Source organism: Methylobacterium aquaticum (genome assembly GCF_001043915.1).
GTDB classification, from domain to species: domain Bacteria; phylum Pseudomonadota; class Alphaproteobacteria; order Rhizobiales; family Beijerinckiaceae; genus Methylobacterium; species Methylobacterium aquaticum.
Window position 1 is genome coordinate 1 of the sequence record NZ_LABX01000027.1, and the last position, 13,883, is coordinate 13,883.

A 13,883-nucleotide genomic window follows, 5' to 3' on the forward strand; every position below is an offset into this window, starting at 1 on the left:
GCTGATTGAGTCTCAACCCTAGTGTCCCGGTAGCGAAGTTCGCCCATGAACCATCGCTCGCATCGGTGAGCGCACAGACGAGCGGGGCCGCAACTGCCCAGCAGGCGGGTTCGTCGTCGGAGTTCAGCACCAGGACACTAGAGCACTGCCCGATCACGTTGCAATCGGGCAGTGCTCCCGGTCTTCAAAGGGTCAGGAGTTCGTATTACCCCTGTACGGCGTTGGGCCCAGGACAAGAGTTGTCCCGCACCCTGCAGGTGGACGGTGCAGTCGCAAACAAACTTTGCTGTAGCAAGCTACCTGAGCGGTTCTTGAGAGCGGACCGTTTCCGCAGAGGAGAAAAATTTGCCGTCGGCTGCATCCGATCCCCCGGCTCATGGCTAGCCCGCCTGATGCCGCCTCCGCGGCAGATGGAGAACGCCATGCGATTGAGCCTTATCGCCGCAATCCTGCTAGCCGGCACCTGCCTCGGAACCGTCGCTCGTGCCGACACTGTGGCGGCGCTCGTTGGCGACGCCACCTTGGCGCATGTCGACACGGCCGCGAAAAAGGTCACGAAGACGGTGACGATCACCGGGATCGGCGGGGGCGTCCTCGGCATCGACGTGCGGCCTGCCGACGGCATGCTCTACGCGGTGATCTCCGACGGCAGCGTCGTCACGATCGATCCGACGTCGGGCAAGGCCACAGCCAAATCGAAGCTCGACACGACGCTGGCCGCCGGCACCGCGGCGACGGTCGACTTCAATCCCGTAGCCGACCGCCTGCGCATCATCGGCTCGGATGGCACGAACCTCCGCGCCAACGTCGATGATGGAAAGGTCACGAAGGATGGCCAGCTGAAGTTTGCCGAGACCGACGCGAGGAAGGGCAAGACCCCCAAGGTAACGGCCGGCGCCTACACCAACGCCTTCAAGGGCACCAAGGAGACCGTCCTGTTCGACATCGAGGCCTCCGGCGCGCTGCTGAAGCAGGCTCCGCCGAATGACGGCATCCTGAACACCGTCGGCATGCTCGGCATGTCTGGTGACGCCGTGGCCTTCGACATCCTCTCGGATGGCCAGGGCGGCAACCAGGCCTGGGCCATGGCCGGCGACACGCTCTACAAGGTGGATCTCGGCACCGGAAAGGGCGAGATCGCGGCCAAGATCGACGGCGTGTCCGGCAAGGTCCGTGACATCGCTATCCTGCCCAAGATGTAATCTCACTCAGATGAAGCAGGACCGGCCCGGGGGCCGGTCCTGTCGAGTGCCGGAGGATCATGGAGCCCCTCGACCACGCTTCCGCGCTGGAGGGCTGTGCCCGCGGAGATAGGGCATCGCTGCGTCGTCTCTATGAGCACGAGGCCGGTTTCCTGCTCGCCGTCGCGCTCAGGATCGTGCGGCGGCGCGATGTTGCCGCCGACGTCCTGCATGATGCCTTTCTGGACATCTGGATGCGCGCCGAGACCTTCGATCGCCGCCGAGGCGCGGGCCGCGCTTGGATCACGACTATCGTGCGGCATCGCGCGCTGAAGCACGTCCGAGCCGCCGGCCGGGAGACGGACCTTGATGCGGCGCTGGGGGCCGAGATCGCGGACGACACCCCCGATCCGTTCGCCGCGCTGGCGACATCGCAGGACGGCGCCCGTCTACACGGCTGTCTTGCGCAGCTCGATGCGGACAGGCGGCAAGTGATCCTGCTCGCCTATGTCGATGGCCTTTCGCAGTCCGAGATCGCCGAGCGGCTTGGTACACCGCTTGGAACCGTGAAAGCGTGGGTCCGCCGCAGCCTCATCGCCCTGAAGGATTGCCTGTCATGATCCCGAGCGAGCCGGAAGACCGCGACGTCTTGGCGGGCGAGTACGTGCTGGGTCTGCTCGACACCGCGGCCATGGCGGAGGTCGAGCAGGCCTTGGCTTTGGATGCGGATCTCGCTCGCCGCGTCGCCTTCTGGGAAGAGCGATTGCTGCCAGCCTCCGCCGCTTTCGGAACGGCCGAGGTCGATCCGACCCAATGGGCACGGATCGAACGGGATCTCGCGACGCGCCGGCAGGCGGTTGGCCGGACGACGATCTCGCCCCCCTCACGACCACGGTACGGGGCGGTGAGAGCGGCGTGGCGGAGCCCCGCTCTATGGCGGGCCACAACGGCCCTCGCCACAGCCGCCGCCATTCTGCTGGCGATCCTGCCGAGCCGTTTATCGGCGCCTGCCGAGAGCCCGACGCGCTACTTCGCGATCCTGCAGAGCCGCGATGCTGCCGGGCAGGAGAGCGGCCCTGGCTGGCTCATCCAGATCGCCCGGAACGGCACGGTGCGGTCTCTGCCGCTGGCCGAGGTGCGGCCGGGGACCGGGCGATCGCTGCAGCTCTGGACCCTGTGGGATCAGGCGCGCGGACCGGTCTCCCTTGGCGTGCTGCCGCCGGGCGGAGCAATCCACCTGCCGCCGGAACGGCTGGAAACCATAGGCGATGGGCAGCTCTTCGAGATCACGCTGGAACCGGAGGCGGGCTCGCCGATCGGTCGTCCGACAGGCCGGATTCTGTTCATCGGCCGCGCCAAGGGAGCTGCGACGCAGACGTTGTGACGGAGCGAGCAAGCTGCTCACGAGCTGTCACTCTTCTTCCGGCCGAGTTTCGTCAGCTGACAAACGTCTGCTGCTTCTATCCCCGGCCGAAAGCAGACCGTCGCACATTCACCCATTCTGGTTGATCCTCTTTGCCGCTGTGCGCCATAAGCAGGCTTTCGAATAGAGCTGCTGGAATGACGCTTAGCCCCCGAAGGCTGCCATTGACATGGAATGGCCAGTCCGGGCGGTCAAGACATCCTGATGTCGTGGCTTATAAAGCGGTGCGAGCGCGCATCTCGATGAGCTTCGAATGCCAACGCAAGTGACGGCCGCTTTCGATCGAGTGTGTGTAAAAACGCGGAAGTTGTAGAAGCATCTCCCCGCCCACACTCATGACAGCGCCGTTGCAGGCATCTTGGCGGGGTCTCTGACACCGTCCAGGATGGTTGAATGCCAAAAACACAACTATCGTACTAAATTTTTTTGCGCCGCGCTCACGTTTTCACACAGCATCGACCCAGATAAAACACATAAGTTCAGCATCTGATGAGCCGAAAGCAGACGTGCTCTCACGCTTGCGTTTTTATGCTGTCATGCTCGTAGTTGGCCGCCTCGATCGCCGCACCGTTGCTGAGTGCCCACGAGCAGAGTGCCTCGAAGGGCTGGCGTAGCGAATGGCCCAGCGGCGTGATCGCGTACTCGACGCCGATGGGTGTGGTTGGCAGCACAGTCCGGGTCACCAGACCGTTGCGCTCCAGCCGCTTCAGCGCGTCCGCGAGCGCCTTGTGGGTGATGCCGTCGAGCCGCCGCTTGATCGCGTTGAACCGCGCCGGCCGGGGGCAGAGCACCGTGAGGATCAGGATCGTCCACTTGTCGGCGATCTTGTCCAACACCGGGCGGACCCGCGCCATGTTGGCGAGCGCGCACTCGGACGCGGCATCGAGATCGGTATCATCGGCCATATCTAGGCTAACCTAAGTGCGTTCTTGATAGCAGATATACGATCTGTATGTGATGCGCCATCGCAGACGAAGGGATGCTCCGATGGCTCGCATGCAGGACAAGATTGCGCTCGTGGTCGGCGGGGCGAAGGGCATCGGTCTCGCGGTTGCCGAGCGGCTCGCGGTCGAGGGCGCGACGGTCTTCCTCACCGGGCGCCGCGCCGACGAGGTCGAGGCGGCCGCCGGCAGGATCGGGCGCGGCGCTCGGGGTCTCGTCGCCGACTCAGCCCGAGAGGACGATTTGCATCGCGTCGTGGCGACGGTGCGGGAGGCCCATGGTCGAATCGACGCGCTGGTTCTCAACGCGGGCATCTCGGAACCGGCGACCCTGCGGGACGGGACGCCCGAGCATTTCGACCGGCACTTCGCCGTCAACGTCCGCGGCGCTGTCTTCGGGCTGCAGGCCGCGTTGGGAGCGATGGGGCGCGGTGGGTCCGTCGTGCTGATGGGGTCGATTGCCGACGTGATGGGGGTGACGCCCTACGGGACCTACGCCGCCACGAAAGCGGCCCTGCGCTCCTACGCGCGCACATGGACGGCTGAACTGGCCCCGCAGGGCATCCGCGTGAACGTGGTGGCCCCCGGCCCGACCGACACCGCCATGATGGCGAGCGTGCCGGAGGAGGGGCGGGCCGCGCTGATCGCGCCGATCCCGCTCGGTCGCATGGCGCGCCCGGACGAGGTGGCGGCGGCCACGCTGTTCCTGCTGAGCGACGAGGCGAGCTTTGTCGCGGGCGCCGAACTGTGCGTCGATGGCGGGATGCGGCAGGTGTAGCTTCTTGGTCAGAGTTTCAGTGTGTCCGCTTCGGGCAATTTGCATTCGCCAAAGCCGATCGTCTGTTACAGGCGGTCGGATTCTGGAAGCTGTTCGTGGCGGAGTTGCACGACCCATTGCGGGAGGAAGGTCCCCACATGGTGGAGGATATACGCGACAACCTCCCGCTTGGCTGGGCCGAGGCCGCATTTCGTTGCGGAAGACTGGCGAGAATGGGACCCTCCGGCCCGGCAAGCTTCGGGAGAATCTGCGCAAGCGCAGTGAAGCCGGGCAGCCGCTCAGGAAGCTTGAGGACAGGCACGTCGCCGCGACCGACCGCTGGCCCAGCTGCAGGACCCTCAATAGCGACGAGGCCGCTCAGCGCGAGGATGGTCGGCGAGTGGTTCCAAGCCAGCCTACGGTCGGGACCGTCCCGTGCGCGGGCTGCACGGGACAGCCATGCGCAGGTTGGCGGCGCTCCCGCGGAGCCGCCTTCAGTGAGCGACCTCATGATGCCGCATCGCTTCGAGGTCGGCGATCAGCCCCGGCCCGGTCGGGTGCCACCCCAGCCGGGCCTGCGTCCAGGCACTCGACGCGGACATGTCCACGCCTGCAAATGCGCCGAGCCACTCGAAATGCCCGGCCGCCTCCTCCGGCGAAACGGACTTGACCGGAACGTTCAGCCCCCGGCCGAGCACATCCGCGATGGCGCGGGTCGGGACGCCCTCCTCGGCGACCGCGTGGTAGCGCGCACCCGCCGTCTGCCGCTCCAGGGCCAACCGATAGAGGCGGGCGACGTCGAGTACATGCGCGGCCGACCACCGGTGCGCTCCGTCCCCGACATAGGCCGAGACTCCCTTTCGGCGGGCCAGGTCGAGGAGGTAGGTGACGAGGCCTTGCTTGACCGTATCGTGCACCTGGGGGAGCCGCACGACCGACACGTTGACGCCCGCCTCGGACAGCATGGCGCCCGCCAGCTCGGAGGCGATGCGCGGGTTCGGATGCTCGGTGTTGAAGACGTCCTCCGTCGCCGGCAGGCCCGGGGCGGTGCTACCGGCGCCGGTCCCCGACGTGATGATCAGGGGCCGATCCGAACCCTTGAGGGGGGAGCCCAGGGCCTCGATGGCGCGCCGGTCCTTCTCGCAATTCGCGGCGAAGTTCGTGAAGTCGTCGTGGTCGAAGGCGGTGTGGATCACGCCGTCCGCCCGGGCGACGCCGCCGCGCAGGCTGTCCAGGTCGTCCAGGTTCCCGAGATGCGGCTCGGCCCCGGCGTCGTGTAGGGCCCGGGCGCCTGTCTCCGAGCGGGTCAGGCCGAGGACCTGATGGCCTGCGGCGAGGAGCTCGGCAACGATGGCCGAGCCGATGAAGCCGGTCGCGCCGGTGAGGAATACGCGCATGGGTGCTTGTCCGAAGTGGCGTGGAAGCCCACTGTCGCGCCCTCCCGCATCCGGTTAAAGTAGTGACCTCATCCGGGTATAGTCACCAACAGGATCGCGATGCCGTCCACCTCGGAGAACTTGCTCGGCGCCTATCTCCGGGACCGGCGGACAAGGCTCGATCCGGCCGCCTTCGGGTTCTCCGGACGTCGGAGGACGCCGGGCCTGCGCCGGGAGGAGGTCGCCCAGCGCTCGAACATCAGCGCGACTTGGTACACGTGGCTGGAGCAAGGACGCGGCGGGGCCCCCTCCGCGGACGTGCTCAACCGCATCGCGTCCGGGCTGATGCTGACGGAGCCGGAACGCGAGCACCTGTTCATGCTGGGGCTCGGGCGCCCGCCCGAGGTCCGCTACAGGCCGGTCGAGGGTGTGACACCGCGCCTGCAACGCCTCCTCGACACGCTTGAGGCGAGCCCCGCGCTGGTGAAGACCGCCACCTGGGACGTCCTCGCCTGGAACGCGGCCGCCGCCGTGGTGCTGACCGATTGGGATACGGTCCCGTTCCGCGAGCGCAACATCCTGCGCCGGATGTTCGGCGACCCGCGGGTGCGGAGCGCGCAGCACGACTGGGAAAGCGTGGCGCGCTTCGTGGTCGGTACGTTCCGGGCCGATGCGGCGCGGGCCGGCGCCACCTCGGAGGTCGCCCGGCTGGTGGAGGAGCTCTGCCGCACGAGCCCGGAGTTCGAGGCGCTCTGGCGGGAGAACGACGTCCGGGTCCACGGGGACGGGGTCAAGCGCCTGCGGCACCCGACGCTCGGCGAGATCGAGCTGGAATACTCGGCCTTCGCGGTTGACGGGCGGCCCGACCTCGGCATGCTCGTCTACAACCCTGTCGAGGATATGGTCGCCGAGGGGATACGCGCACTGGTTGCCATGCGCTCTGCCGGTCGGCAACACCGTGCGCGAGTTTGATCGACTTGACTGGTCTAAGCGTCAGGGCTCGTCGGCGAGCGCGTCGTCGATCCACCGGCACAGGATCAGCCGGCGAGTCGTACCGGAGGGCGTTGGTGGTGAATTCGTGCAAGGCCACACCGATGGGCACGGCAAGCTCGGACGGCAGAACGTCCTTGGGGCCGGTGAAGGGCAGTCGGCCGCGCTCGTCGTAGGGGTCGAACTCGCCGCGCAGCAATCCCTCGAACGTGGCGGCCTGAGCCACGTTCTCGGTGATGAGGCTGATGAGCCCTCGCAAGCGCCATAGAGCATTTCCCGACCAAGTGGACACCGGTTGGTCGTAGAAAATGCGGCAAAATCAAATAGCTAGAGAATATTGGCGATTGCAAAGTGATCGTGAAGCACTCTAGCCGCGGTGATCGGTCGCAAAAAGAAAATTCTGGCAGTACACTTCTTCCATAAAAAGCATAGTTCCCGACTTCGAGGCATGGGTTGTTTTCGCCAAGGTGGTCGAGCACGGGTCTTTTTCAGCGGCTGCTGATGCGTTGAGGCTGTCGAACGGAGCGGCATCGAAGGCGGTGAGCCGGCTTGAGAAACGTCTCGGCGTCACCCCGTTTCATCGCACCACGCGAACGCTGACACTCTCACCCCGATCGGGAGTTCGCTGGCAGGCAGGGCTGCGGCGCTTCTCAGCCATGCGGAAGAGGCGGAGAACGCGGCGCGCGACGAGGGTGCGGAGCCGCATGGCCTTGTGAGGATCGCGGCGCCGATGAGATACGGCATCTCCCATGTCGCACCGCTGCGTCCGCGGCTCGCCGTCGATCTGCCAGGCGTCAGCGTGAACCTCGACCTCGACGATGCGCCGGTCGACCTGGTGGCGAAGGGCGTGGACATCGCGGTCCGGATCCGGCTGGCTGTCCAATTCCGGCCTGAAGGCGCGGAAGTTGGGCGACGTGCGATCACAGCTCGTCGCCGCGCCGTCGTACATCGCGCGGTCTGGCGCCCCCGCATGCCCCGAGCAACTCGCTGATCACGCCGCCCTGACCTGCGCCAATGTGCGACCGCATCACCGCTGGGCGCTTGAACACCTTGGGGGGAGCGCGTCCAGGTCGAAGTCAGAAACCTGCTGGTGACGAACAGCGGGGAGGCAATGCTGCCGCTCCTGCGGGCCGGCGTCGCCGTGGCGCTCGTTCCAGACGTCATGATCCGCGATGATCTTGCACGCGGTACCCTGGTCCACATCCTTCCCGGCTCGGGACTGCGCCCGGCCGGGCTCCACCTGGTCACTCCGACATCCGGGCCCCGCCCATCGCGCGTAACCGCCGTCCTCGACTTCCTCGCCAGGACCCTGACGTCGCCGTGACCGCTCTGGTCACCGCGAAGACTTGAGCTTCATGAAATCGATGAAGGATCGGAGAGTGAGCGGCATGTAGGTCCGGCTCGGATAGTAGAGGTGGAAACCGCTCACCGGCCCACACCACTCGGCCAGCGCGCGGACGAGCGTTCCGGCGGTCAGATGCGGCTCGACAACAGCCTCCGAGAGCAGCGCCAGACCAACTCCGTCCAGCGCGGCGGAGAGCAGCAGATCGGTGTCGTTCACGGTCAGCACGTCCTTGACCTCGACCGCAATCGGTTCGTCCGGTCCGTGAAACGTCCAGGGGAACAACGCACCGGTGGCTTCCCATCGGTAGGTGAGCGCGCGATGGCCGGCCAGGTCGCGCGGTGTTGCCGGCGGTGGGTGCTCGGCGAAGTAACCCGGAGCCCCCACGACCGCCATGCGGAAGTCGGGCGTGAGCCTGACCGCCACCATGTCGCGGTCTACACGGTCACCGATGCGGATGCCGGCATCGAAACCCTTTGCGATCACATCATTCAATTCATTGTCTATGACCAAGTCTACGCGCACGTCCGGGTGGAGGGATAGGTACGCCGCGATGCGCGGCATGATGGCGACGGTCGCAGCGACCCTGGAGAGGTTGACACGAACGGTGCCCCGCGGGCGCTCCTGGTAGCTGCCCACCTGCCGCACCGCGTCGCCGATCCCGGTCACCAGCGGCTGCACCTGTTCGCGCAGCATCTGTCCGGCCTGGGTCGGTGCGACGCTCCGAGTGGTACGATTCAGCAGTCTGACACCGAGCCGCTCCTCAAGAGAGCGGATCGTCCGGCTGAGCGCCGACGGGGACATCTTGAGCCGTACCGCCGCCCGCCTGAAGCTGCACTCCTGCGCGACGGTAAGGAATGCGTTCAGCTCGCCGAATTCCGACGGGCTCATTATCGTCTCCGAATGCAACAGGCCATGCTGATCGTAGCCCATTATCGCTATGATCCGAAGCCTTCAAACTCGCCCTTGCGGAGCGTCCACCGAGGACGCGTAGCGGAGTGACGGCGATGGAGCGCATGCTGCGGTGGGAGATCGACGCGGTCGGGAGGGAACACCTCGATCTTAGGGACGTGCCCGTCCCGCAGCCTGGGTTCGGCGAGGTGCTGGTGAAGGTGGCCGCGGTCGCCCTCAACTATCGCGACAAGATGGTGGTCGAAACAGGCCGTGGACTGCCGTTGCGCTTCCCGTTCACGCCAGGCTCCGACCTGTCGGGTGAGATCGTCGCCCTGGGCGAGGGCTCGTCCCGTTTTGCAGTCGGCGACCAGGTGATCTCAACGCCAACGCCGGATTGGATCGACGGTCTGCGGCCCGGTACGGCCCGGACGCCTGCATACTGGACGTTGGGCGGGTTCTACCCAGGCGTCCTTGCGCAGTACGTCGCGATGCCGGAAGGCTGGTTTGTGCGGGCGCCAAGTACGCTTGAGCACTGGCAGGCCTGCACGTTGCCCGTTGCCGGGCTGACCGCCTGGTTCGCGCTCGTCGAACGTGCCGGTGTACGGGCGGGCGACACGGTATTGATCCCAAGCACGGGCGGCGTCGCCCTGTTCGGCATGCAGATCGCCAGGGCGAACGGCGCTGAACTCATCGTCTGCGGAGACCGCGAGAACGAAGCGCGGGCGCGCGCCTTGGGTGCCGACCACTACGTCTTGAGAGATCGCGAGGACTTGGTTGAGGAGGTGTACCGCCTGACCGACGACCGCGGCGCCGACCATGTGCTCGAAGTGATCGGCGGCTCGCATCTGGGCCGGTCGGTGGAGCTCTCAGCCGTAGGCGGGCACATCTGTCAGGTCGGGGCGCTGGACGGCTGGGACATCAGCGCTCCGGCAATCCCGCTGATGCTGAAGGACGTGACGATCCACGGGATCGGAACGGGAAGCCGGACGGCCCTGGAGAGGTTCGTTCGTGCGGTGGACCGGACAGGCATGACCCCGGTCGTGGATTCGCGTTATCCGCTGCGAGAGCTGCTGGCGGCCTATGATCATCTCGACCGTGGACCCTTCGGCAAGGTGGTCATCGACGTGGCGAGCTGAGCCGCCGGAGGAGCCCGGAAAGGGCGGTCCGATGGATGGACAGCGCTGATCGACGACTCTCGCGAGGCTAAGCAGATATCGCCGAAGTGGTCACCGGTTCGGCGGGAGAAAATCTGCGATCAAACAAGAAACTAAGCAGACTTGCGGTGGCCTGCCAACGCAAGTCTGCTTAGTCCCGAAGAGCGTCCGGAGGGCTCTCGGTGTTCGTCGCCGCGCTGATCCGGCCGATCCCTTCGAAACGGAGAAAGCAGGCGTAACCCGGTGAAAGTCTCCTTGATCGGGAGAGGCCAGGTCGGCCTCGCACTTGCCCCCGCTCTCCCGAACGCGGGCCATCAGGTGCGCTTCGGAGTTTGCGACCCGAGCGATGCAAAGCATGGGGGCAGCGAGACGCCGGTCTATGCCACGCGCGATGCGTCGGCCTTGGGGGGAGGTCATCATCGCCGCGATCAGGTGGGATCGAGTGGACAGCTTCCTCGCGGACGCAGGTGACCTCGCAGGCAAGGTGCTGATCGACGGCATCAATCCCGACGACTTCGCGGGCGGGCTTCGCCGGTTGATCAGTGCCGACACCTCCACCGCCAGCCTAATTCAGGCACGGACCGAGGCAGCGGTCGTGAAGACCCTCAATCACGTCGGTGCGTCGGTCATGGGTCATGCGAGCAAGTATGCGCTCAGACCCCTGCAGTTCGTCGCGGGCGACGATCCCGCAGCCAAGCAGACCGCCGATCCGGTTTCTATCTCGACGTCGAGAATAGGACCGAAGGTCGTTCTCAGCGACAGTCGGTGTCATCCGGGCGCCAGCACGGCCAGGATCGCGTCGCAGGCTGGATGGCGCCCGGCGGCGGGCGCGATCTCCGTGGCGAAGCGCCAGGCGACCAGGCCGGTACCGATCCCGGGGGCGTTGACCGACAGGATGGCGCTGCGCCCGGCCCGCGCGCCGCCCGGGCCGGAGGCGACCACGGTGACCGCATAGGCCCGGTGCGGGGACGTCGCCGCGTATTGCCCGATGCTCTGTGCCAGGACGCCGCCGGTCAAGGCTCGTCCAGGAGAGACCGAGAGGTCGATCCCGCCGCCGGGATTGTGCACCGTGACGGCCGGGCGCAGCAACGCCGCGTAGGTTTCGGTCATCGACGGAAGCTCCTCGATCTCGTCGATGGTGGCGAAGGGGGCGTTGCGCGGGCCCGTGGCGATCCCGCGGGCGCGGTATTGCGCGGCCTCGGCGCCGTTGGGCTCGGGGGCGTCGTCGGGATCGCGGGCATCCACGGCCTCGGCAGCCAGCGCCGCCGCGTCGCGGTCGGGCACCCCGAGGGCCCGGAAGGCGTCCTCCAGCAGGGGCCGCGGCGAGGCGTTGAGATCGACGAGGCCGGCTTGGTCCTGCACCGCGAGCGCCAGGGTGCCGCCCCCGGGGAGCGGGCAGGCGACCGGCGCGCCGTTCTCCGGCAGGCCGAGACCCGGCATGCGCCGGGCATGCTGCACGACGAGCGAGACCGCGGCCAGCCGGACCGCCCCGTCGGCGAGCCCCTGGAGCCGCAGGCTCGCCGCCCGGCTGGCCGTCGCCGCGCTGCGCGTCTGCATGGCCCTGACCGCGGTGGCCGCCGCAGCCGCGACCACGAGCAGGATCGCCAGCACCGAGGGCAGGACGAAGCCGGCCTCGCCACGGGTCCGCGCCGGTCCGGCGGGGGCGCTCACGAGCCGCTCCCGAGGGGCAGCACGAGGGGCGGCCAGAGCCGCGGATCCGCGGGCGGGAAGGCGACCGTCACCTCGACGAGGGCGGGCGGGCGGTCGCGGCGCGTCCAGGCCGTCGCCCAGCGGGGCACCGGATCCTGGCCCTGCGCCCCGAAATAGCGCAGGTGCAGGCCCGCCACGCCGTCGAGCAGCCGATCGGGCCGGCCCGGCGCCTCGGCGGGGCCGCTCGTCTCCACGAGGGCGAGGCTGTCACCGTCCCTGACCATCGCGACGGCGAGGCGCTGCTCGGAGCCGCGGGCAATGTCCCGGTTCGCCTGGACGGTGACGACGAGCCGGTCCGGCAGGCCGAGGAAGGGGGCGTAGCGTCCATCGGCGCGCCGCCCGGCGCGGTCGGCGAGGGCCCGCCGCAGGTGATCGCGCACGAGTTGCACCTCGTCCTGGGCGGCGAGCCGGCGGGCGGTGCGGCTGGTGGCCCCGGTCGCCTGAAGGGTCTGGAGCATCAGGAGGGCGACGAGCGCGCAGAGCGCGAGCGACACCAGCATCTCGACCAGCGTGAAGCCGGCCTGCGCCATCGACGAGCGGTCGGCCCGCGCCTCACGTGCCACCGAGGCCTCCGGCGATCAAGGTGGCATAGACGAGGCGGCCGTCGGGCCCGTCCAGGGTCAGGCGGACGCGCCAGAGCGGCGGCAGGTCGCGCCAGCCGAGCACCGGACCGGCATCGACGACGCTGAGGGTCCAGGCTTGCCCGTCGCTGAAGCGGCCCCGCTCGAGCCCGGCCCGCAGGGTGCCGGCCGCAGCCCGCAGGAGAACGATGCCTTCGGCCTCGTCGAGCCGCAGGCCCGCCGCCGCGATCCGGCGGCCGTCCCCGGTCATCTCGCCGGAGAGCCGGATCACCGTCAGGCTCATGAGCGACACGATCGCGAAGGCGACGAGGACCTCGACCAGCGTGAAGCCGGCCTCCCGCTCGTGCGGTTGCGGCGGCGTCCGCCTCATGGGACGGCATCCCCGCGCCGCAGCGCCCCGGTGACCCGGCTCACGGTCATGACCCGGATGCCCGTCGCGCCCGCGAGGACGATCCGGCCCCCCGTCGTCGCGCCGCTCGGCAGGAAGCGGATCTCGCCCGGGCCCGACCGCGCCTCCGGCGGGATGTCGATGTCGACGCGCAGGGGCGCCATGGCGAGCGGGCGGGCGCCGCGGCGCGAGGACAGGAACGCGGACGTCGCGGGATCGTAGAGGAGGCGCGCGGTCTGGCCGGTCCGCACCGCCTCCGCCCGCAGAAGCGCGACCTCGGCCGCGACCGCTTCCGCGGCCGCGTCGAGCCGCTGCCCGGGCAGGAGCCGGCCCAGGGTGGGACCGCCGAGCCCCACCGCCAGGGCCAGCACGGCGAGCACCACCAGCATCTCGACGAGCGAGAAGCCGGCCGCCGGCCCGCCGGCGGCACCGTCGTGCCGCGCCGCTCTCACCGGCCCGGGACGGCCGGCGGGGCGACGGGCCCGGCGAGGGCGGCGAGCCGCGCCGCCAGGGCCTCCGGCCCCAGGCCGGGCGCGATCCGGTCGACGATCAGCCCGTCGCCGTCGATGAGGAACAGCGTGGCGGTGTGGCCGTAGGCGTAGTCCCCGCCCCGAAGCTCGGTGCGCTGCGCGACGACGCGGAAGCTGCGGATCGCCTCGTCGACGGCCGGGCGCGGGCCCGAGAGGCCGACGATCCCCGGATCGAAGCTCTGCATGTAGCGCCCGAGGACGTCGGCGGTGTCGCGCTCGGGATCGACCGAGACGAAGAACACCGGCAGCGCCCGGCCCGGGAGCCGCGGGAGCGCCAGCGACAGTTCGGACAGGGTCGTCGGGCAGATGTCCGGGCAGTGGGTGAAGCCGAAGAACAGCGCGTAGGGCTTGCCCGCGAGGTCGTCGGAATCGACGGTCCGACCATCCGGGGCGATTAGGCGGAAATGCCCGGCGAGCAGGCTGCCGCCGTCGCCGGATGGCGGCCCGGACAGGGCCGGTCGGGCCGCCGTCGCGGGGGCACTGGCCTCGCCGACGCCGGAATCTTGCACGACCGAATCGCGAGCGCGGGCGGCCGGCCCGAGGCAGGTGACACCGATGAGGAAGGCCGCGAGCGCGGGACGATGCAGCACCATGGTGGGGCCTGGCTGAGATGGGA

General features: G+C 68.4%; 17 protein-coding genes and 1 pseudogene. 10 read left to right on the forward strand and 8 right to left on the reverse strand.

What is annotated here, in order from left to right:
- Positions 1–422: 422 nt before the first annotated feature.
- The 3 genes from VP06_RS03230 to VP06_RS03240 are packed head-to-tail and all read left to right on the forward strand — an operon-like array spanning position 423 to position 2,565.
- On the forward strand, positions 423–1,202 hold the full coding sequence (locus VP06_RS03230) for a DUF4394 domain-containing protein (protein ID WP_048462433.1): 780 nt from the start codon (positions 423–425) through the stop codon (positions 1,200–1,202).
- A gap of 59 nt (positions 1,203–1,261) precedes the next feature.
- Positions 1,262–1,801 (forward strand): sigma-70 family RNA polymerase sigma factor, encoded by a 540-nt coding sequence (locus VP06_RS03235; RefSeq protein ID WP_048462406.1) that lies wholly within the window; start codon positions 1,262–1,264, stop codon positions 1,799–1,801.
- Positions 1,798–2,565: an anti-sigma factor gene (locus VP06_RS03240; protein ID WP_048462407.1), complete on the forward strand. Its 768-nt coding sequence runs from the start codon at positions 1,798–1,800 to the stop codon at positions 2,563–2,565. Before VP06_RS03235 ends, VP06_RS03240 begins: the two co-directional genes overlap by 4 nt.
- Positions 2,566–3,116: 551 nt before the next feature.
- Here VP06_RS03240 and VP06_RS03245 read toward each other — a convergent pair.
- Complete coding sequence (locus VP06_RS03245; protein WP_048462408.1) at positions 3,117–3,509, reverse strand: winged helix-turn-helix transcriptional regulator; 393 nt, start codon at positions 3,507–3,509, stop codon at positions 3,117–3,119.
- Between the two features lie 82 nt (positions 3,510–3,591).
- Here VP06_RS03245 and VP06_RS03250 point away from each other — a divergent pair, with 82 nt between their 5' ends.
- Positions 3,592–4,323, forward strand: a complete 732-nt coding sequence (locus VP06_RS03250; protein ID WP_048462409.1) for an SDR family NAD(P)-dependent oxidoreductase — start codon at positions 3,592–3,594, stop codon at positions 4,321–4,323.
- Between the two features lie 473 nt (positions 4,324–4,796).
- Here VP06_RS03250 and VP06_RS03255 read toward each other — a convergent pair whose 3' ends face one another.
- Entirely contained in the window at positions 4,797–5,699 is a 903-nt protein-coding gene (locus VP06_RS03255; protein ID WP_048462410.1) for an SDR family oxidoreductase, read from the reverse strand.
- A 99-nt stretch (positions 5,700–5,798) separates the two neighbouring features.
- Here VP06_RS03255 and VP06_RS03260 point away from each other — a divergent pair, with 99 nt between their 5' ends.
- The 5 genes and pseudogenes from VP06_RS03260 to VP06_RS38885 all read left to right on the forward strand — a co-directional run.
- Positions 5,799–6,650 (forward strand): helix-turn-helix transcriptional regulator, encoded by an 852-nt coding sequence (locus tag VP06_RS03260; protein WP_048462411.1) that lies wholly within the window; start codon positions 5,799–5,801, stop codon positions 6,648–6,650.
- Between the two features lie 446 nt (positions 6,651–7,096).
- On the forward strand, positions 7,097–7,384 hold the full coding sequence (locus VP06_RS38875) for a helix-turn-helix domain-containing protein (protein WP_425350879.1): 288 nt from the start codon (positions 7,097–7,099) through the stop codon (positions 7,382–7,384).
- The gene (locus VP06_RS34340; RefSeq protein ID WP_342586802.1) at positions 7,294–7,659 is read left to right on the forward strand and encodes a LysR substrate-binding domain-containing protein; all 366 of its coding nucleotides are present in this window, start codon (positions 7,294–7,296) and stop codon (positions 7,657–7,659) included. The genes VP06_RS38875 and VP06_RS34340 overlap by 91 nt, the downstream gene beginning before the upstream one ends.
- Positions 7,583–7,762 carry a type 2 periplasmic-binding domain-containing protein gene (locus VP06_RS38880; RefSeq protein ID WP_425350880.1) on the forward strand — a complete coding sequence of 60 codons (180 nt, stop codon included), beginning with the start codon at positions 7,583–7,585 and terminating at the stop codon, positions 7,760–7,762. The genes VP06_RS34340 and VP06_RS38880 overlap by 77 nt, the downstream gene beginning before the upstream one ends.
- Positions 7,732–7,992, forward strand: a pseudogene (locus tag VP06_RS38885) (LysR substrate-binding domain-containing protein); the annotation flags it as partial. The gene VP06_RS38880 and the pseudogene VP06_RS38885, both read left to right, overlap by 31 nt.
- Positions 7,993–8,001: 9 nt before the next feature.
- Here VP06_RS38885 and VP06_RS03270 read toward each other — a convergent pair.
- On the reverse strand, positions 8,002–8,943 hold the full coding sequence (locus tag VP06_RS03270; RefSeq protein WP_197093119.1) for a LysR family transcriptional regulator: 942 nt from the start codon (positions 8,941–8,943) through the stop codon (positions 8,002–8,004).
- Between the two features lie 74 nt (positions 8,944–9,017).
- Between VP06_RS03270 and VP06_RS03275 the strand changes: the two genes are divergently transcribed.
- Positions 9,018–10,040 carry a zinc-dependent alcohol dehydrogenase family protein gene (locus VP06_RS03275; protein WP_245291027.1) on the forward strand — a complete coding sequence of 341 codons (1,023 nt, stop codon included), beginning with the start codon at positions 9,018–9,020 and terminating at the stop codon, positions 10,038–10,040.
- 786 nt (positions 10,041–10,826) lie between these two features.
- On the opposite strand, the gene VP06_RS03280 is transcribed toward VP06_RS03275, so the two are convergent.
- The 5 genes from VP06_RS03280 to VP06_RS37830 are packed head-to-tail and all read right to left on the reverse strand — an operon-like array spanning position 10,827 to position 13,860.
- On the reverse strand, positions 10,827–11,729 hold the full coding sequence (locus VP06_RS03280; RefSeq protein WP_048462412.1) for a type II secretion system protein GspK: 903 nt from the start codon (positions 11,727–11,729) through the stop codon (positions 10,827–10,829).
- Complete coding sequence (locus VP06_RS03285; RefSeq protein ID WP_053081507.1) at positions 11,726–12,331, reverse strand: prepilin-type N-terminal cleavage/methylation domain-containing protein; 606 nt, start codon at positions 12,329–12,331, stop codon at positions 11,726–11,728. The genes VP06_RS03280 and VP06_RS03285 overlap by 4 nt, the downstream gene beginning before the upstream one ends.
- Positions 12,321–12,719, reverse strand: coding sequence for a prepilin-type N-terminal cleavage/methylation domain-containing protein (locus tag VP06_RS03290; RefSeq protein WP_048462413.1), 399 nt, complete (start codon positions 12,717–12,719; stop codon positions 12,321–12,323). Before VP06_RS03290 ends, VP06_RS03285 begins: the two co-directional genes overlap by 11 nt.
- Positions 12,716–13,189: a GspH/FimT family pseudopilin gene (locus VP06_RS37825; RefSeq protein ID WP_245291028.1), complete on the reverse strand. Its 474-nt coding sequence runs from the start codon at positions 13,187–13,189 to the stop codon at positions 12,716–12,718. Before VP06_RS37825 ends, VP06_RS03290 begins: the two co-directional genes overlap by 4 nt.
- Positions 13,186–13,860: an SCO family protein gene (locus VP06_RS37830; RefSeq protein WP_082167136.1), complete on the reverse strand. Its 675-nt coding sequence runs from the start codon at positions 13,858–13,860 to the stop codon at positions 13,186–13,188. Before VP06_RS37830 ends, VP06_RS37825 begins: the two co-directional genes overlap by 4 nt.
- Positions 13,861–13,883: the final 23 nt, after the last annotated feature.